The 17,265-nt window shown below is 71.4% G+C and carries 14 protein-coding genes; 7 read left to right on the top strand and 7 right to left on the bottom strand.

Annotation, left to right across the window (positions count from 1 at the left end):
- Positions 1-5: 5 nt before the first annotated feature.
- Positions 6-2,039, bottom strand: coding sequence for a DUF1996 domain-containing protein (locus ACIQAC_RS18960; RefSeq protein ID WP_402192688.1), 2,034 nt, complete (start codon positions 2,037-2,039; stop codon positions 6-8).
- Positions 2,040-2,443: 404 nt separating this feature from the next.
- Between ACIQAC_RS18960 and ACIQAC_RS18955 the strand changes: the two genes are divergently transcribed.
- The gene (locus ACIQAC_RS18955; protein WP_402192456.1) at positions 2,444-2,686 is read left to right on the top strand and encodes a hypothetical protein; all 243 of its coding nucleotides are present in this window, start codon (positions 2,444-2,446) and stop codon (positions 2,684-2,686) included.
- 21 nt (positions 2,687-2,707) lie between these two features.
- On the opposite strand, the gene ACIQAC_RS18950 is transcribed toward ACIQAC_RS18955, so the two are convergent.
- Positions 2,708-3,604, bottom strand: a complete 897-nt coding sequence (locus tag ACIQAC_RS18950; RefSeq protein WP_402192453.1) for an SDR family oxidoreductase — start codon at positions 3,602-3,604, stop codon at positions 2,708-2,710.
- Positions 3,605-3,638: 34 nt separating this feature from the next.
- Complete coding sequence (locus tag ACIQAC_RS18945) at positions 3,639-4,649, bottom strand: alcohol dehydrogenase catalytic domain-containing protein (protein WP_402192451.1); 1,011 nt, start codon at positions 4,647-4,649, stop codon at positions 3,639-3,641.
- Positions 4,650-4,949: 300 nt separating this feature from the next.
- Between ACIQAC_RS18945 and ACIQAC_RS18940 the strand changes: the two genes are divergently transcribed.
- Both ACIQAC_RS18940 and ACIQAC_RS18935 read left to right on the top strand, forming a co-directional pair.
- Positions 4,950-5,831 carry a LysR family transcriptional regulator gene (locus ACIQAC_RS18940; protein ID WP_402192449.1) on the top strand — a complete coding sequence of 294 codons (882 nt, stop codon included), beginning with the start codon at positions 4,950-4,952 and terminating at the stop codon, positions 5,829-5,831.
- A gap of 85 nt (positions 5,832-5,916) precedes the next feature.
- Positions 5,917-6,528 (top strand): TetR/AcrR family transcriptional regulator, encoded by a 612-nt coding sequence (locus ACIQAC_RS18935; protein ID WP_402192447.1) that lies wholly within the window; start codon positions 5,917-5,919, stop codon positions 6,526-6,528.
- A 17-nt stretch (positions 6,529-6,545) separates the two neighbouring features.
- On the opposite strand, the gene ACIQAC_RS18930 is transcribed toward ACIQAC_RS18935, so the two are convergent.
- Both ACIQAC_RS18930 and ACIQAC_RS18925 read right to left on the bottom strand, forming a co-directional pair.
- Positions 6,546-8,039, bottom strand: a complete 1,494-nt coding sequence (locus ACIQAC_RS18930) for a carboxylesterase/lipase family protein (RefSeq protein WP_402192444.1) — start codon at positions 8,037-8,039, stop codon at positions 6,546-6,548.
- An 86-nt stretch (positions 8,040-8,125) separates the two neighbouring features.
- Positions 8,126-8,884: a hypothetical protein gene (locus tag ACIQAC_RS18925; protein ID WP_402192442.1), complete on the bottom strand. Its 759-nt coding sequence runs from the start codon at positions 8,882-8,884 to the stop codon at positions 8,126-8,128.
- Positions 8,885-9,223: 339 nt separating this feature from the next.
- Here ACIQAC_RS18925 and ACIQAC_RS18920 point away from each other — a divergent pair, with 339 nt between their 5' ends.
- Positions 9,224-10,300 (top strand): 4-hydroxy-3-methylbut-2-enyl diphosphate reductase, encoded by a 1,077-nt coding sequence (locus tag ACIQAC_RS18920; RefSeq protein WP_402192441.1) that lies wholly within the window; start codon positions 9,224-9,226, stop codon positions 10,298-10,300.
- Here ACIQAC_RS18920 and ACIQAC_RS18915 read toward each other — a convergent pair.
- Positions 10,215-10,940 carry a TetR/AcrR family transcriptional regulator gene (locus tag ACIQAC_RS18915; protein ID WP_402192438.1) on the bottom strand — a complete coding sequence of 242 codons (726 nt, stop codon included), beginning with the start codon at positions 10,938-10,940 and terminating at the stop codon, positions 10,215-10,217. The genes ACIQAC_RS18920 and ACIQAC_RS18915 overlap by 86 nt on opposite strands.
- A 91-nt stretch (positions 10,941-11,031) precedes the next feature.
- On the opposite strand from ACIQAC_RS18915, the gene ACIQAC_RS18910 reads away from it, so the two are divergent.
- Positions 11,032-11,748, top strand: coding sequence for an NAD(P)-dependent oxidoreductase (locus ACIQAC_RS18910; RefSeq protein WP_402192436.1), 717 nt, complete (start codon positions 11,032-11,034; stop codon positions 11,746-11,748).
- Positions 11,749-11,868: 120 nt separating this feature from the next.
- Here the strand turns inward: ACIQAC_RS18910 and ACIQAC_RS18905 are convergent, their stop codons facing one another.
- Positions 11,869-12,651 (bottom strand): SDR family oxidoreductase, encoded by a 783-nt coding sequence (locus tag ACIQAC_RS18905; RefSeq protein ID WP_402192433.1) that lies wholly within the window; start codon positions 12,649-12,651, stop codon positions 11,869-11,871.
- A gap of 141 nt (positions 12,652-12,792) precedes the next feature.
- On the opposite strand from ACIQAC_RS18905, the gene ACIQAC_RS18900 reads away from it, so the two are divergent.
- Positions 12,793-13,368 carry a TetR/AcrR family transcriptional regulator gene (locus ACIQAC_RS18900; RefSeq protein WP_402192431.1) on the top strand — a complete coding sequence of 192 codons (576 nt, stop codon included), beginning with the start codon at positions 12,793-12,795 and terminating at the stop codon, positions 13,366-13,368.
- Between the two features lie 1,071 nt (positions 13,369-14,439).
- A complete protein-coding gene (locus ACIQAC_RS18895) occupies positions 14,440-17,220 on the top strand; it encodes an AAA family ATPase (protein WP_402192430.1) in 2,781 nt (926 codons plus the stop codon).
- Positions 17,221-17,265 lie beyond the last annotated feature (45 nt).

Genomic DNA, 17,265 nt, shown 5'->3' with positions numbered 1-17,265 from the left:
GGACGTCACATGTAGCGGCGCCGGGTGCGGACGAGGAGGATGCCGCCGCCGACCAGCAGCGCGGAGCCGGCCGCGGCGGGCCACAGCTTGGCGCCGGTGTCGGCGAGGCCGCCCTGGTTGCCCTGCGGGACGGTGGCCTGCTGCTGGGAGGAGGATCCACCGGCGGTGCCGCCCGCCTCCACGGCGTCGTCGGGCGCACGGGACGTGGCCGCCGGGGACGGGGCGTCGGGCGTGCCGGCCGCCCTGGGCTCTACGGGGTTGGACGCGGTGGCCGCCGGGTCGTCGGGGGTGTTGGTGGGCTCGGCGCCGTTGTCGTCGCCGCCGTTGTTCCCGCCGTTGTTGTTCGCGCCGTCGTCGCCGCCGTTGTCGTTGCCACCGTTGCCGTTGTTGTTGCCGCCGTTGCCCGGCTGCTCGCCGCCGTTGCCGGGCTCACTCGGCTCGGCGGTCTCGCTGGGCTCACCGGCACCACCGTCGGCGCCGCCCTGCGGGTCCTCGGGCGTGGCCGTGGGCGTCGGCTCCTCCTCGCCGCCACCACCGTTGCCGCCGCCGTTGTCACCGCCGCCGTTGTCGCCACCGCCGTTGTCGCCACCGCCGTTGTCGCCGCCGTCGCCGGGGCCGCAGTCACGGCCGCCGTTGATGCAGTCGACCATCTCCGACATCAGGTCCTCGTCGAAGACGTTGATGAAGTCGCCGTGGTCGGTGACCGGCTTGTGCAGCTGCTCCGGGAAGGAGTCCAGCGCGAACAGCGGTGTCGTCTTGCCGCCGTCGTTCAGGCTCGGCGCGTCGACGTCGTAGACGATGCGCTGGACCAGCTGCGGGATCGCCTTGAAGCCGGCGGGGCAGTTGCCGGCCGCGTCGGCGAACGCCACGTGCGTGCGGTGGTTGGCGCTGTCGATGTTGGAGCCGTCCCAGCAGCTCTGGAAGTCGAAGGTGCGCACGACGTCACTGCCGGACGGGCACAGCGGGTACTTGTCCTTGAGCTGCCGGTCCTCGAAGCCGGTGCAGCTCCAGGAGGCGTTCGCGTTGTTCGGACCGTTGACGAAGGCCTTGGCGTCGCCGGTGATGATGCGCAGCAGCCGCGGCATCGCGGTGACCTCGCCCTGCGGGCTGCCGGTGAAGGTCAGGGTGACTTCCTTCGGCGTGACGATCTCGCCGGCGTTGCCCTCGACGCCGCCGCCGGGCGACTGGGCGTCCTGCTCCTGCGTGCCGTTCTGGAGGCGCACCACGGGCCAAAAGTACGTGGACTTGTCGCCCTGGTCCACGCAGCTGGTCTCGGCGTTGGCGAGGTCGTCGTCGCTCGCGAACGCGTCGTTGGACTGGTTGCCGACGTAGTCGTGGAAGTGGTGGGCGCCGTTGGTGACACCGGGAGCCACGATCACGTTGTCCGAGTTGAACAGGCCGTTGGCGTTGACGCCGCAGCTGGTCGTGAACGTGCCGTTCGAGGCGTCGCCCGACTTCTCCGGGGCGGCCACGTTGGGCTGGACGGTGGTGATGTCGGCGTAGTCCGCGGCGACCGGTCCGTTGCCGCCCTGGCCGCCGATTCCGCCCTGGCCGTCGCCCTCCTGGGCGCCGTCGTCGGCCTGTCCGTCACCCTCGGCCTGGCCGTCCCCCTGCTCGCCGGAGCCGTCCCCGCCCTGCTCCTCCGCCGGCGCGACCTCGGCCTCGCGCAGGGTGCACGCCGCCAGTGCCTCCAGCCCTTCGGGCCGCTCGCCCGCGTTGCCGAGCGCGACGGAGATGCGCTCGATCGTCGCCGCGCGCTCCTCGGACAGCGGCTTCACGACCGCCTCCTCGGCGCCGTCGGCCGGCTGCTGTTGCAGCTTGGCGTAGGCGTCCGCGATCTGCTGGTCCAGCAGGGCGAGTTCCTTGTCGACGTCGGCCCGCGCGGCGTCCGGCACCGCGGTCAGCTTCTCGCCCACGTCGGGGCAGTCGATGGTGGCCACACCCGCCGCGCTCGTCGTCTCCCCGACGTTTCCGTCCGAGCCGTCGTCGGTCGCCGAGGCGTACACGTTCACCCCGACGAGCCCTCCGCCACCCAGCATCAGCGCGACGGCGGCGAACGTCGCGCGTCGCGCACCGGTTGGACGTCTGCGCGTGTTGCGTCCCACGGTTGTACTCCTAGGCCTTGGTCGGACTCGGGCATGAGTTCCCCCGCGTGCCATACGCAAGGCGCGGCCGATGTGTTCAACCGGCTCAGAAATTCACAGAAGTCTCTTGGTTTACATCCGCGGAAAGCCGTCAAGCGGGCGCCCCGACGGGGACGCCCGCGAGTACGGGGCGAGGTGTGTGCGGCCAGGTCAGGGAGCGGTGGCGGCGGCCCGGACCTGTCATGCCGGCCCTGTGACAGCCCGTTGGTGGGGCGTTCAACTCCCGGCGATACCAAGGGAGAAGACGCGATCGGCGCGGGACTCCGCCCGCGTCGGGGCCGGGACTCACGGGGGTTTGGATGCGGGGGCGTCAGAGATACGTGCTAGGTGCGGCGGCGGTGGTGGCGGGGGTGCTGCTGCTGACCGGATGCGCCGACAAGAGCGAGGTCGTCACCTGGACCGACGAGCACGGCAGGGCCTGCACGGGGGTCGCCGTCGTCGACTCGGACGACGGCGACCGCGAGGTCGGCAGCATCGACTGCGACTATCCGCCGGCGGGCCGGCAGCCCGGCGACACCACGTGGCAGCCGCTGCCGGGCTAGCCGCGAGGGGTCTCACGGAGGCTAGGCGTCCGTCCTGGTGGTGAGCAGGTCGGAGAGCCCGATCCGGGCGTAGAAGTCGGTACGCACCCGGTCGGCCACGTCGCTGACGGATTCCGAGCCGTCGTCGGAGGGGTCGATCGTGGTGCGGAACGGCCGGCTCCCCTTGGGGGTGTCGACGATCCGCACGATGGCGCGGGCGACCTCGGCGACGTCCGCGTCCGGCGGTGCGAGGGCGGCGAGCCGCTTGCCGACCTCGTCCATCAGACCCGCGTACAGCTCGTCGTACGCCTCCGCGGTGGCCGTGTCCTGCGGTTGCATGGCGTGCGCGAAGTGGTTGGTGCCGGAGGTGAAGGCGCCGGGGATCACCACGGCCGTGTCGACGCCGTAGCGGGACAGCTCGACCGCGTAGCTCTTCGCCAGGTGGTCCATGGCCGCCTTGGCGCCGAAGTACGGGCCGAGGTAGGGCGGGGTGCCGCCGAAGGTGCTGGTGGAGCCGACCCACACCAGCAGACCGTCGCGGCGCTCGCGCATCTGCGGCAGCACGGCGCGGTTGACGCGCTGGGTCGAGAGCACGTTGGTGTCGTAGATCTCGGCGAGCTGCTCCGGTGTGAAGGACTCGGTCGGGCCGAGAACCATGTGCCCGGCGTTGTGGATCACGACGTCGATGCGGCCCGCCTCGGCCGTGACCGTGCGCACGGCGGCGTCGACCGACGGCTGTGCGGAGACGTCGAGTTCGACCGTGCGCAGCCGCACGGCGTGCTCTTCGGAGTAGGCGCGGGCCTCGGCGACGGCAGGGGCGTTGCGGCCGGCGGTCTGGCGTATTCCGGCGTAGACGGTGTGCCCGGCGTCGGCGAGGGCGCGCGCGGTGAGCGCGCCGAAGCCGCTGGAGGCACCGGTGACAAGGACGACGTACGGCATCTCGTGCTCCTGGGGAGGGGGTGGTGGGTGGGGGTCAGGCGAAGGTGATGACGCTGCGGCCCCGCGAGGTGCCGGCCGCCATCGCGTCGAGGACGGTCGGGGCCCGGTCCAGCGTGATCGGGGTGACGTCGGGCACGATGTTGTGCGCGGCGGAGAAGGCGAGGGTGTCGCGGGCGTCGTGCGGCGAGCCGGACGGGGACGCCATCACCCGCAGCCGGTTGAGGACCATCGGCTGGGTGGGCAGGACGAGCGGTTCGGTGCCGTAGCCGCACAGCAGCAGGGTGCCGTCGGGGGCGAGTCCGCCGAGGGTGGCCACGGCGGCCTCGGTCGACGGGGCGGCGTTCAGGACCAGGTTGGCGCCGCCGTCCCAGGCCTTGAGGGCCTCGGCCGGGTCGGACTCCTGGGTGGCGACGAAGAGTTCGGCGCCCAGCTCCTTGGCCTGGTCCTCGCCGCGGCGCGAGCGGCCCACGACGGCGACCCGCGCGCCCATGGCGACGGCGTAGCGGATCGCGAGGCCGCCGACCCCGCCCGCGCCGACGACCGCGACCCGGGAGCCGGCCTTCACACCGCCCTGGCGCAGTCCGTTGAAGGCGGTCAGGCCCGCGCACATCAGCGGGGCCGCGGCGACGGGGTCGAGCCCGGCCGGCAGCGGCGTGACGTAGTCGGCCTTCAGCAGCGCGTACTCGGCGTAGCCGCCGTCGGTCACGATGCCGGTGATGCGCTTGCGCGGGCACAGGATCTGGTCGCCGCGCACGCAGTAGTCGCAGTGGCCGCAGGAGTCGTACAGGAACTGGGCGCCGACCGCCGTGCCGACCTCGGGCCAGGTCACACCCTCGCCGACGGCGGCGACCACACCGGTGATCTCGTGGCCCGGCACGACCGGGAAGCGGGCGAACGGATAGTGGCCGCGGAGCAGGTTCACGTCCGAGAAACAGACACCGCAGGCGGTGACCTTGACCAGGACCTCGCCGAAGCCCGGCTGCGGGACTTCCAGGTCACTGAGGACGACGGGGGCGTTCACGCCTCGGGCAACAGCAGCACGCATCGGGGGCTCCCAGGATGGTCGGACGGGTGGCGGTGGACCGGGGTGGTCCCGCCGCCGGGGGATACGATGAGCGGGATTTCCCGGAGCGGGATTTCCCTTTCCTCTCGGAAAGTCCTCGTGGAAAGTCCTCGCAGAACGTTCCGTACGGAAAGCGGCTCCCACACCGGGCGCTCACCCATTGGGGTACGTCACGTAAGTCTTCCGCCGCGTCCGGCACGGGTCCAATGCCTCTTGTGACGACCGGTGATAACCACAGCGCATCGGCGCAGGAGAGGCCGGGAATCAGTGCACGGCGGACCGATGGATCTGGATCTGCGCAAGCTGCGTTATTTCGTGGCGGTGGCCGAGCGGCTGCACTTCGGGCAGGCCGCGGCCGCCCTGCACGTCACCCAGCCGGCGCTCTCCCGCCAGATCCAGCAGTTGGAGCACGACCTGGGTGTCGCGCTGTTCACCCGCAACAGCCGCGAGGTGGCCCTCACACCGTCGGGCACGCAGTTCCTGAAGGACTCCCGGACACTGCTGGCCGTGGCCCGCGAGGCGCAGGAGCGTGCCCGCCGCATCGAGGCCGGCCAGGACTCGCTGAAGATCGGTTTTATGCTCGGCACGGACATCACCGCGGTGGTGCACGCCTTCAGTGAACGGCATCCGGGCGTCCGGCTGGAACTGGTCCGGCTGCGCTGGTGGGAGCGGACCCGGGCCATCCTGGACGGCGAGGTCGACGTCGGTTTCGTCCGGCTCCCGGTGGACACCACGGCGCTCACGGTCCTGCCGCTCTACCAGGAGCGGCTCAGTGTCGTCCTGCCGATCGGCCACGCCCTGGCGGGCGAGGACTCCGTCGAGGTGACCGCGCTGGCCGGCGAGACGCTGCTCCAGTACGCGGACGCCGGACCCGACTGGTCCGCGGTGTGGAACGCCGACCCGCTGCCCGACGGCACCCGGCTCGGGCGCGGCCCCACCGTCCACGACATGGAGGAGATCCTGGCCTACGTCCGCGCGGGACAGGGCGTGGTCCTGGTGCCCGCCCCGGTGGCCGCCTTCTTCCCGCGGCCGGACATCGCCTACGTCCCCGCCGCCGACGTACCTCCGGGCCAGGTCGCCGTGGCCTGGAACGCCGGCCGGCACTCCCCGCTCGCCACGGCCTTCGCGGACGCGGCCGGCACGGTACGGCGGGACGTGCCCTGAGCGCGCCCCGGGGCGGGCCGGAGGGGCGCGCGGCCCGGACGGTCGCACCCCATTACGGAAAGAGTCGTTCCCGTATGATCGGTTCATGCCGCGCCTCAGTGAAGCGACCAGAGCAAAGCGCCGCGAGCATGTGCTGAGGAGCGCGATGCTCTGTTTCGCACGGGACGGATTCCACGCCACGTCGATGGACGATGTCATCGCGGCCACCGGAATGTCCTCCAGCGCGGTATATCGCTACTTCCGCAGCAAGGAAGAACTCATCGACGCCACGGTCGACGTGGGCATCGGTCTGGTGCGGGACGTGTTCGCGCACATCCTGGAAAAGGATCCGACGCCCGGTCCCGCCCAGACCTTCGCCCTGCTCGGCGGCGAACTGGAAAAGCGTACGGGGAATCCCGGAGACGACTTGTCCAGGCTGGCTCTCCAGACCTGGGCCGAAACGCTGCGCCGCCCGGCGCTGAGCGAGCGGACCCGCACCCTGTACGCGGAGACCCGGACGCAGCTGACCGAGCTGGCGTCCCGCTGGAAGGCGGGTGGGCAACTCGCCGCCGACGCCGATCCCGAGGCGACGGCGGCGGTGGTCTTCACGCTGATGCAGGGCCTCATCGTCACCCACCACGTGGCCACCGACGTCCCCACGGCGCAGCTCGTGCGCGGACTCGCCGCCCTCGGGCCGGCGCTGGTGGGCGGCGCCTGACTCCCGCCGGCTGGCGGTCAGTTCGCGCGCCGTGCGGCGATCAGCCGGCAGAGCGGGGTGTCGAAGGTGCTCAGCGGCCTTGCGCGGGGCCGGTCTTCGATCACCGTGAACCGAGGCTCGGTGGTCTCGCAGGCGGGCCACGGGGTGCCGTCCGGGTCGGTCGGTACTCCGGTGCGGGCGAACGTGGTCCAGGCGTGCCGCATCGCGTCGGCCACCTCGGCGTCGGTCCCGTCGTAGAAGTCCCCGGCGGCGACGGTGCCGAAGACGTACGCGATGTCGGCCGTGTGCTGGGCCAGCAGTCCCGACGTGACGGATCCCGGGGAGTGGCGGGCGAACTCGTAGAAGTACGCGGTGCGGTCGGGTGCGGCGAAGCGGTGGTACGTGGCGAGGGCCGGCTCGTGCCAGACGGCGGCGGTGGTCAGCTCCGCGAGGGCCTCGTACGGGGACAGCCGTCGCTCCTGGAAATGGGCGACGATGTCGGCCGCCCGGGTCCCGCCGAGTCTGCGGGCCATGGCGGCGAGCGTCCGCGGGGTGTAGATGTCGGCCGGGCGCTCCCTGCGGGGCGGGAGGACACCGTCGGGGCCGTGGAAGAAGCGGGCCTCGTCACGGGTGACGCCGAACATGACCTCCACGTCGGCGGGCCGGCCCGTGAAGTCGTCGGTGACGGTCTCGCTGTCCGGTGCCGGGCACCAGACCAGGTTCGCGGGTGTGTGGAGTTCGCCGGGTGGCGGGAAGGTGCCCTGCCACCTGCTCGCCGCCGCGGCCACGTCCTCGATCGGCAGCTTGCGCAGGTCGCCGATGTCGCGGTGCCCCAGGTCGGCGACGAACCGTTCGGTCACACCGGCGGCACGGGCCCGGTCGGGTGTTTCGACGGCCGCGAAGTCCTCGAAGCCGGCGCTCATGAAGATGGCCCGGTGGAACAGGCCGTGGGCGGACGGGGTCTGGAGCAGGGCGCGGCAGGCGGCGGCACCGGCGGACTGGCCGAAGACGGTGACGTTGCCGGGATCGCCTCCGAAGTCGGCGATGTTCCGCCGGACCCAGGTGAGGGCGGCCACCCAGTCCTGCACGGCGAGGTTCGGGCTCACGTGGGGGTGCGCGAGGAAACCCAGTGGGCCCAGGCGGTAGTTGACAGTCACGAGGACGACGCCGTGTCGCGCCAGGGGGCCGCCCGGGGTGCCGGGCTCGGAGGCGGCACCCCGTACGAAGCCGCCGCCGTGGATCCAGACCATCACGGGCCTGCGGGCGGCGGGATCCGGGGTGGTCGTGAAGACGTTGAGGTAGAGACAGTCCTCGCTCTGCCCGGCGCCCAGGGGGATGCCGCCGGCCGGCTGGATCGCCGCGTTCCCGAACCGGGTCGCGTCACGGACCCCGCTCCAGGAGGCCGGTTCGGCGGGCGGCGCCCAGCGCAGCTCGCCCACGGGAGGCGCGGCGAACGGCAGGCCCAGACAGCTCAGCACCCCGCCGTCCTCGCTGCCCCTGATCAAACCCTGTGCGGTGCGTACGGTGTCCACGGCGGCTCCTGACGTCTTTCGACCCAGCCTAGGAACACACCGACCCAAACGCAAGTGAACGTTTTCGTTTGGAGCGTTGGTGCAGGCTACGCCGCCTCGTAGCCGATCCAGTGCACGACGGACCGGACGTACCCCGCGTGACCCTTGTCGGCCGGCAGAGAGGGCAGCAGCGTCAGCAGCAACTCGGCGAGTTCACGGGCGGTCCGCGGGCTCTCCAGCGTGAGGTGCATCCACACCGCGTGCGCGTTCCTGATGGTCCGGTGGGTCTCGTCCTCGGGCGCGCCGGCCGCCTGGCGGCGCTGGGTCGTCTCGATGAGGCGGGCGGCCGTCTCCGCCCATTCGTCGGTGTCCGACGCCACGAAGAGACTGAGCCAGGCACGGACGGTCAGGACGTTGACGGTGTGGGGGTGCAGCCATCCGTACTGCCGGCCGAGCGCGGTCTCGATGTAGTCGGCGGTCGCGATGGCCTCGTTGTACTCACCGGCGTTGATGTGGGCGGTGAGTTCCGTCCACAGGAAGCCGTACTCGGCGGGCAGGGGCGCCGCCCAGGCGTCGGTGTGGGTCTCCGTCGCGAGCTGGAGGTCCAGGAGGCTGACGACGAGGGTGGGTTCGGGGTCGTCGGACATCGGGGCGCTGCGGAGCGCGGGGGTGGACGACGCGACGGCTGGGGCGGGCGCAGGCTCCGGGGCCGGTACGCGGGTGTGCAGCTGGTCGAGCGTGATGACGCTGCCGGCCACGTCGAGGAAGAGGGGCCAGGCCCGCCCGTCCGGTTCGTGGGTGGTGATGCGGACGAGGCGGCCCCGGGCGGCGGCCTCGCCGCGGATCTCGTCGATTCCGTCGGGCATTGCGAGCACTCTCCGATCCGTCCGCCCCTGAGGGAAGCGGGGCGGCGCCCTCCATCGGCTCCTACGGTCGCCCGGACGCCGGGCGCGTTGCCGTCGCGCCGCCGGCGCACCCCATGGTGGGCCGCGGCGCGCGCCCGCGGACCGGTCCCCGTGGCCGGTGTGCCCGTTGGACCAGACTTTCTGAACGTCCGGGCAAGGTGACGGTTTGTCCGGGTACCTTCCGCGCCGGCGCTGCTGAAGTCGGTCCACGCACACGCTCCGTCCGCTCGGCCCACCCGGTCACGGTGGCTCCGCCGGGCCGGCGGGGCGTGCCGGACCCAGCGAAAGGACTCACCGCGGATGAGCGCCGAAGACACAGCCGACTCCCCTCTCGCGGACCCCGAACGCCCCGCGGGCCGCGAGGACTTCACCGGCCGCCGGGTCCTGCTGGCGTCCCCGCGCGGATTCTGCGCCGGCGTGGAACGCGCCGTCGCGACCGTGGAGAAGGCACTGGAGCAGTACGGGGCCCCGGTCTACGTCCGACGACAGATCGTCCACAACCACTACGTGGTGCGCGCGCTGGAGCAACGGGGCGCGGTCTTCGTCGAGGAGGTCTCCGAGGTGCCCGCGGGGAGCGTTGTGGTGTTCTCCGCGCACGGTGTCGCCCCGGGTGTGCGCGAGGAGGCGGCGCGCGGCGGGCTCGCGGCCATCGACGCCACCTGCCCCCTGGTGGCAAAGGTGCACAGTGAGGCACGGCGGTTCGCGAGCGAGGGCTACGACATCCTGCTCGTCGGCCAGGACGGCCACGACGAGGTGGTCGGCACGGTCGGCGAGGCGCCCGGGCGGATCCATGTCGTCGCCGACGCGGAGTCCGTGGCCCGCACGGAGGTCCAGGACGCGGGCAAGGTGGCGTGGCTGTCGCAGACCACCCTCTCGGTCGACGAGACCACGACCACGGTCGCACTGCTCAAGGAGCGGTTCCCGTGGCTGGTCGGCCCGCCGAGCGACGACATCTGCTACGCGGCCCAGAACCGTCAGACGGCCGTCAGGGCGCTGGCTCAGCGGGCCGATCTGGTGGTCGTGGTCGGCTCCGGAACCTCGCACAACTCCGCGCAACTGGTGAAGGTCGCACTGGAACACGGCGCGAAGGCGGCCCACTTGATCGACGACGAGGGCGGACTCGACGAGGACTGGCTGCGCGGCGCCGGGACCGTCGGGGTCACCGGCGGCGCGTCCGTGCCCGAGATTCTGGTCGAGGGTGTGCTGCGGCGGCTGGCCCGGCTCGGGTACGACGACGTGCGGACCGTGCACACCGGCAGTGAGACCCAGCAGTTCGCCCTGCCGCGGGAACTCATGCTGAGCCGGGCGGAGTTGCTCGCCCGTCCGGGTGCGGCGCCGGAGTCGCCCGCTCGTCCGGGTGCAGCGCGTCGAGGATGAGGGTGAGCCCGAAGGTGAACTCGTCGCCGTAGTCGTAGCCGGGCTTGAGGGCGTGCTCGACGGCCAGTTCCGTGAGGTGCGGGTAGGCGTCTTCCGGCATGTCGCCGAGCACGGCGCCCGCGACCTCCTCCAGCTCCGTGGGGCCGCTGAACGGCAGGCTCAGCTCCTGGACCACAAAGCCGTAGAGATAGCTGTCGATCAGCGAGAAGGCGTGTGCGGTCATCGGGACGGAGAAGCCGCCCGCGCGCAGTGCGCCGATGACGGCGTCGTGGTGGCGCAGGGTCGCCGGGCCGGGGCTTCTGCGGGAGTCCATCAGGCCGACGGCCCACGGGTGGCGCCGCAGGACCGCGCGGGCGGAGTCCGCGCGGTGGCGCATCGCGCTCTTCCAGTCGCCGCCGCCCGGCAGCTCGATCTCCCCGAACACCACGTCCACCATGCCGTCGAGCAGGCCCTCCCGGCCGGGGACGTGGTGGTAGAGCGACATCGCCTCGACGCCGAGCCGCTCGGCGACGGCCCGCATGGTCAGCGCGGCCAGGCCCTTCTCGTCCGCCACCGCGACCGCTGTACGGATCACGCGCTCGCGGCTGAGCGGCGTGCGCGCCGCGCCCTTGCGCCGGCCGCCCCTGCCTCCCTCGGGCATCCGCCCCTCCTCACCCTCGCTTGACTGCCTTACAGCATAAGGTTACCTTGCCTTACAACATAAGGTTGATACTCGGACAGGGGGCCGCGCCATGGGCACGGATCGTGTGAAGAAGGTCTGCATCGTCGGAGCCTCGGGGAAGCTCGGGCAGTACATGGTCCGGCAGTCGCTGGAGCGCGGGTACGAGGTCGTGGGGGTGTGCCGGGAGAGCAGCGTGCCGAAACTCGCCGAGTTCGAGGGGCGGATCACCGTCGTCCCCGGTGCGACCAACGACCCCGAGGTGATCCGGCGGGCGGTCGAGGGGTGCGGCGGAGTGCTGACGGTGCTGGTGCCGTGGGGTGTGCGGCAGTACTCGTCGGGCACGGCCCAGGCGGTGCTCGATCACGCACGGCCCGGTGCGCGGCTGGTCTTCTCGTGCGGCTGGCACATCACACGCGACGGCAAGGACCACTACGCCTGGTACTTCACCCTGGGCCTGCGGATCGCCACGTTCCTCGCGAAGCTGGTCCGTGTCGGCGAGATCGACGACCAGGTGGAGGCGTGCCGCCGGGTGTTCGCCAGCGACACACGGTGGACGGTGGTGCGGGGCAGCACCCTCAAGGAGGGCGAGAGCCAGGGCCTGCCGGTGTGGAGCCGGCACGTCGGTGACCCAATCCTCGCGAGCAATCTGACCCACCGTGAGGACTACGCCCTGTTCATGGTGGAGGCGCTCACCGACGACACCCTCGTCCAAGAGGCTCCGGCGATCAACGGGCGCCTGACACCCAGCGCGCTCGCGCACACCGAGGTGTCGCCCGAGCGCGCGTAGGCGGGCGGTTCCGGCGGCTCCCGCCGCGCCGTGCGGCCTCTCGCCGCGCCGTGCGGCCTCTCGCCGTACAGCTTCCCGTCGCAGGACTTCCCGTTGTCGCGCTCGGTCCGGGGTGTCCCCTCAGGCCGTCTTGACCGAGCCGCCGTCGATGACGTGGTCGGCTCCGGTGGTTCCGGCGGCGACCGGTGAGGCGAGGTAGGTGACAAGTCCGGCGACCTCGTCAGGCTCGACGAGACGGCCGATGAGCATGCCGGTCGCGCTCGGCAGCCCCGCCAGGAACGCGGAGTGGGGCACACCCACGGACGCGGCCAGTTCGGCCCCGTATCCGGTCGGGCTCTCCCATATGTCGGTACGGACCGGGCCCGGTGAGACCGTGTTCACACGTACGCCCTGCGGACCGACCTCGTCCGCCAGCGCCTTGCCGAACGCGGTGAGCGCCGCCTTGGCCGTGGTGTAGGGCATCGGTCCGTCGTGCGGGACGCGGGCGCCCACGGAGGACACGTTGACGATGGCGCCGCGTGCGGACAGAAGTGCGGGCAGGGCGGCACGGGTGACCCGGACCGTGGCGAAGAAGTTGAGGTCGACGACCTGTGCCCACTGGGCGTCGGTGAGGTCGAGCAGGCCGCCGTTCAGACCGCCGTCGCCGCCGCCCACGTTGTTGACCAGGATGTCGATGCCGCCCAGTTCGGTCACGGCCTCGGTGACCAGGCGCTCGGCGCCGGCCGGGTCGGACAGGTCCACCGCGACGGCGGTGGCACCGGTCGCCACCAGTTCCCCCTTGGGATGGCGGGCGCCCGCGACGACGCGCACGCCCTCGGCGACCAGCGCCCGGACCACCGCGAGGCCGATACCCCGGCTCGCCCCCGTGACCAGCGCGGTCTTGCCGTTCAAGTGCATGTCCATGATGCGTCTCCTTCGACATTCGCGTCTGTGGTGATGCAGATAAGCTAGAACATGCGACACATATGATGCAAGTAGGTATCGAGTTGCCACAGCGCCGCATCCTCTAAGGGTCACCTCGTTGATCCGGAAGGACCGCATCCCATGGCGCTGCCCACCTCCGCGAAACCGCTGCGCGCCGATGCCGAGCGGACCGTACGCACGATCCTCGAAGCGGCGGAGCGGCTGCTGTCCGTGAACCCGGGGGCGACGATGGAGCAGATCGCGGAGGCCGCCGGGGTCGCGCGGACCACGGTCCACCGGCGGTTCGCGTCACGGGAGGCGCTGATCACGGCGCTGGCGGCGTGGGCGACCCAGCGGTTCTACGAGGCGGTCGACTCCGCCCGCCCGGAGACCTCGCCGCCCGCCGTCGCGCTCTACCAGGTCACGGCGAACGTGCTCCGCGTGAAGATCGGCTGGGCCTTCGCCATGGACGCCCTGCCCGCCGACGCCCCCGAGATCGCCCGGGTGCACGCCGAGGTGCTGTCCCGCTGCGGGGACCTGTTCGAGCGGGCCCGTGACGCCGGCCTGCTCAGGCCGGACACCGATCTGGAGTGGGCACGGGGCGTGTACTACGCGCTCATCCACGAGGCCGCGTCCCAGGCCCCGGACACCGACGCGGCCGTGGACACCCTCGCGACACGGGTGATCGACACCCTGCTGCACGGCGTCGGCGCCTGACGCGGACGCCGGTTCCCAGCGACCCCCGGCACCTGATCGACCGTCAGGCCGGGATGCCCCGGCTCGCGTTCGGCCGGCTTCTCCGGACAAGTGGACACGGAATGTTCTTCGAACGGTTCCCGGCCTCCGCGTCCGGCCGGTTCCCGCCCTGGCCCAACAGGCCTGCACCGACGGCGCTCCGACACCGAAACGCGCTGGCAGACCTACTGTTTTCGGCCGTGGATCACTCCCCCGTCCCGGACTGGAACTTGGCGCATTGTGGCCGGTCGGGGCCACGACCGGCCACTACGCCACGGCGAGGGCGGCCGCAAGCGGCCTTGAGAGTGAGAGTCGGATCAGGCAATGATGGTTGCCCGAACGGGCATGTGAAGCGCTTTCCCGTGACTGATATCACGATTCGTGCCGCCCGCTCCCTTTCCTTAACCGTCCGGTAAATCAAAGGACCGTAAAAGGACGTGTCGGCGGACGATCCGGAGCGTAGGCAAGAGGCATCGGCCAAGCGGCAGTTGACAACGATGACCTTGACAGATAGCCTTTCACTCTGTTATGAGCGCCTATTCTTTCCTGACGATCGATCAGCAAAGTCGACGACGACTGGAATCGAAGTCAGCCAAGAATTGTCCGGAACCATTCGATCCATGGAATTCGGGCCACCTCACGCCGGTGTCGACGGTAAGAATTCGGCACATCGAAGCGACGAGAGTTTGAGCCCGCACGGGTACGCGGCCGACTGGGAGCCAACAGGATGCGACGCCTCTTTCGCGAGACGGGCGGGAACATCGGCAGACGGACGGAGGGGCACGGGACGTCGGCGCCGCGATGTTTCCGTAAAACCTCCCCCGGCATGTGCCCGGGGCAGGCCGGACGGCCTGACCAGCCGGTTCCATCCCCACTTCGCACCCTGTCGGACACCCTTCACCCACGCCCGAACAGGCCCTGATCGTCGCTTTTGTAACACAGTGTCGTCGCCCCCCACGCGCTCTCTTTTCCCAACGTCGCAGGACGCCGCTTCGTCACGCGGGAAACGGGGGGCACGACAGCACTTGCACAACCAATCAAGGGGGACTTGAGATGCACCTATTCGGCCGTTCGAGAGAACTACAGGCCCTCGGTGAGGCGTTCACCGACAGCGGCCGGGGACATGGCCGACTCGTGATCATCACGGGCGGCCCCGGCTCCGGCAAGACCCAGTTGGTGCACGAATTCCTCACCACCCTGAACAGCGCCGACACTCGAATACTCACCGGCACGGCCAGTGCCGGTGAGCACGAACTCCCGATGAGCCTCGTACGGCAATTACTGCGTAACGCCGAGGCGGAGTGCGCAATATCACATCGCGTTACCTCCGCGGTGTCGTCTCATGTTAAAAGCACATGTCTTTCAGATGCCGTTGAACTCGGCCGCGGCGCGGCGGGCGACCAGTTGGCGGAAGATCTGCTACGCCTCGCCGACGACGGGCGTTCCCTGGTCATCGCCGTGGACGACGCCCACACCATGGATCTGGCCTCGCTGGAGACGCTCGTCCATCTGCTGCGCCGCAGCCGTTCCCGGCGGGTGCTCGTGGTGTGCGCGACCTCCGGCCACTTCGGCGAACTGCGCTCCCCCGCACACACCCAGCTGCTCCGCCAGCCCCATCGACGGGTCCGGCTGGCCCCGTTGTCGGAGGAGACCGTCGGTGAACTCCTCGCCGCCCAGGCCGGACTGAACCTGCCGCAGAGCGTCAGCGGCGCCTACCACCGGGCGACCGCGGGCAGCCCCCTCCTGGTGCACGCGATGCTGGACGACAGCACCCGCTTCGGTCCCGAGATCGACCGGCCCGTCGCCGGCGCCGCCTACCGCCAGGCCGTGCTGTCCCTGCTGCACCGCGGCGAGGCCGGCCATGTCCGCGTGGCACGTGCCCTGGCCGCGCTCGGCGCCCTGTCCGGGACCGTCTTCGTCGGTGAGCTGACCGGCACCACCCCGTCGCGCACCCAGGACGCCGTCGACGTCCTCAACTCCTCCGGGCTGCTGGACGGCACCGCCTTCCGGCACCCGACCGCCGCCGCCGCGGTCCTGGAGGACATGGACCCGGCCGAGCGCGTCGAACTGCACGGCCGTATCGCGCACATCCTGTACCGATCCGGCGCCCCGGCCGGTGAGGTGGCCCGGCATCTGCACGCCGCGGACCTCGTGCCCGAGGGCTGGGGCGCGCGTATCCTGCGCGCGGCGGCGGAACAGGCGCTGGCCGCGGACGACGTCGAGCGCTGCACCGACTACCTCGGTCTGGTCCTGCGGGACTGCACCGACGAACGAGAACGCCACGCCCTGTCCGCGGCGCTGGCACGGGCGGAGTGGCGCACCAACCCGGCGGCCGCCAGCCCGCACCTGGAACCGCTGCGCCGCCCGGCGCTGGCCGGCCAGCTGAACATGCGGGACACCTCCACCGTCCTGCGGTACATGCTGTGGCAGGGCGACACCGAACTCGCCGCCCAGGCCGTGGCCAGCCTCGTCCACGCGCAGTCCCCGGCCGACGCCCAGATCGTCGCCGAGGTGGAGTTCGTACGGCAGTGGTTCTACGGGGTGGCGCTCCCCGGCAGGACCGTTCCGCCCCAGGTCGTCGACGGGCGGCGGCGTGCGGTGCACCCCGGGACCGGACTGGCCGCCCGGGTGGCGGCGCTCATCGGCGGCGAGGCGACCGACGAGTCGGCGGCGGCCGTCGCGCAGGCCCTCCAGGGACACCAGCTGGACCATCTCAACCTCGAACTGGTCGCGATGTCGCTCCTGGCGATCGCCCACGCGGACCGGTCCGGGATCGCCGCCGAGGCCTGTGACGTACTGCTGGAGTCCGCGGCGGAACGCCGGGCGACGACCTGGCAGGCCGTGCTCGGTGCCATCCGCGCCGAAATAGCGCTGCTCCGGGGCGACATGGCGACCGCCGCCCAGGGCGCGCTCGCCGCGCTCGACATCATGCGCGCCCAGAGCTGGGGTGTCCTCATCGGACTGCCGCTGTCGACGGCGATCTACGCGCAGACCGCCATGGGCGCCTACGCCGAGGTCGAGGAGCTCCTCAAGCACGACGTGCCCGAGCTGATGTTCCGTACCGTCTTCGGCATCCAGTACCTGCGGGCCCGCGGCCACCACTACATCGCCACCGACCGGCCCTTCGCGGCGCTCAACGACTTCGAGACCTGCGGCCGGCTGCTGCGCGAGGGCAACCCCAGCCTTCAGAAGGGCATCCCGTGGCGGTCCGACCTGGCCCTGGCCAATCTGCGGATCGGCAAGGCCCGTACCGCACGCGAGTGGGCCGAGAAGCAGCTGCGGCTGCCCGGCGGTCACAGCTCGCGGGCCCGTGCGATGGCACTACGGCTGATGGCGGCGACCGGCAAGCCGCACCGCCGCGCCTCGCTCCTGCACGAGTCGATCGACCTGCTCAAGACCTGCGGCGACCGGTACGCGCTGGCGCAGGCCTACGCCGATCTGTCCGCCGCGCACTACGAGCTGGGCGAGTACGCGCGCGCCCGGCTGGTGGCGCAGCAGGCCGCGAGGGAGGCCGAGGCCTGCCGGATCGAGTCGCCGGTCGACGCGCATCTGCTGGAGGAGCCGGTACGGCCCGAGAGCGCGGAGTCCAAAGTTGGCCCGGCCATTCTCAGTGACGCGGAGTGCCGGGTCGCCGGTCTGGCCGCGCTCGGCTACACCAACCGTGAGATCAGCGCCCGGCTCCATGTCACCGTCAGCACGGTGGAGCAGCACCTCACCCGGGTCTACCGGAAGCTGAACGTGGCCAGCCGTTCCGAACTGCCGACGCAGATGCTGGAACAGCGCATTCCGAAGCTCTCCGACCGCTGGGCCAGCACCCACTCGTCCACGGGCTGAGAGCGCTCCCTCACCGGCTGACAGAGCGCGGTCCCGCAGGCCGGG

Origin of the sequence: Streptomyces sp. NPDC088387 (assembly GCF_044753385.1) — a bacterium.
Lineage (GTDB): Bacteria > Actinomycetota > Actinomycetes > Streptomycetales > Streptomycetaceae > Streptomyces.
This window is presented reverse-complemented; position numbering and strand designations above follow the sequence as displayed.

Excerpts from the sequence above, each read along its gene's own strand:
- ACIQAC_RS18960 (WP_402192688.1), bottom strand. The coding sequence starts at position 2,039 with ATGCTGGGTGGCGGAGGGCTCGTCGGGGTGAACGTGTACGCCTCGGCG.
- ACIQAC_RS18955 (WP_402192456.1), top strand. The coding sequence starts at position 2,444 with ATGCGGGGGCGTCAGAGATACGTGCTAGGTGCGGCGGCGGTGGTGGCG.
- ACIQAC_RS18950 (WP_402192453.1), bottom strand. The coding sequence starts at position 3,604 with ATGCCGTACGTCGTCCTTGTCACCGGTGCCTCCAGCGGCTTCGGCGCG.
- ACIQAC_RS18945 (WP_402192451.1), bottom strand. The coding sequence starts at position 4,649 with ATGCGTGCTGCTGTTGCCCGAGGCGTGAACGCCCCCGTCGTCCTCAGT.
- ACIQAC_RS18940 (WP_402192449.1), top strand. The coding sequence starts at position 4,950 with ATGGATCTGGATCTGCGCAAGCTGCGTTATTTCGTGGCGGTGGCCGAG.
- ACIQAC_RS18935 (WP_402192447.1), top strand. The coding sequence starts at position 5,917 with ATGCCGCGCCTCAGTGAAGCGACCAGAGCAAAGCGCCGCGAGCATGTG.
- ACIQAC_RS18925 (WP_402192442.1), bottom strand. The coding sequence starts at position 8,884 with ATGCCCGACGGAATCGACGAGATCCGCGGCGAGGCCGCCGCCCGGGGC.
- ACIQAC_RS18920 (WP_402192441.1), top strand. The coding sequence starts at position 9,224 with ATGAGCGCCGAAGACACAGCCGACTCCCCTCTCGCGGACCCCGAACGC.
- ACIQAC_RS18915 (WP_402192438.1), bottom strand. The coding sequence starts at position 10,940 with ATGCCCGAGGGAGGCAGGGGCGGCCGGCGCAAGGGCGCGGCGCGCACG.
- ACIQAC_RS18910 (WP_402192436.1), top strand. The coding sequence starts at position 11,032 with ATGGGCACGGATCGTGTGAAGAAGGTCTGCATCGTCGGAGCCTCGGGG.
- ACIQAC_RS18905 (WP_402192433.1), bottom strand. The coding sequence starts at position 12,651 with ATGGACATGCACTTGAACGGCAAGACCGCGCTGGTCACGGGGGCGAGC.
- ACIQAC_RS18900 (WP_402192431.1), top strand. The coding sequence starts at position 12,793 with ATGGCGCTGCCCACCTCCGCGAAACCGCTGCGCGCCGATGCCGAGCGG.
- ACIQAC_RS18895 (WP_402192430.1), top strand. The coding sequence starts at position 14,440 with ATGCACCTATTCGGCCGTTCGAGAGAACTACAGGCCCTCGGTGAGGCG.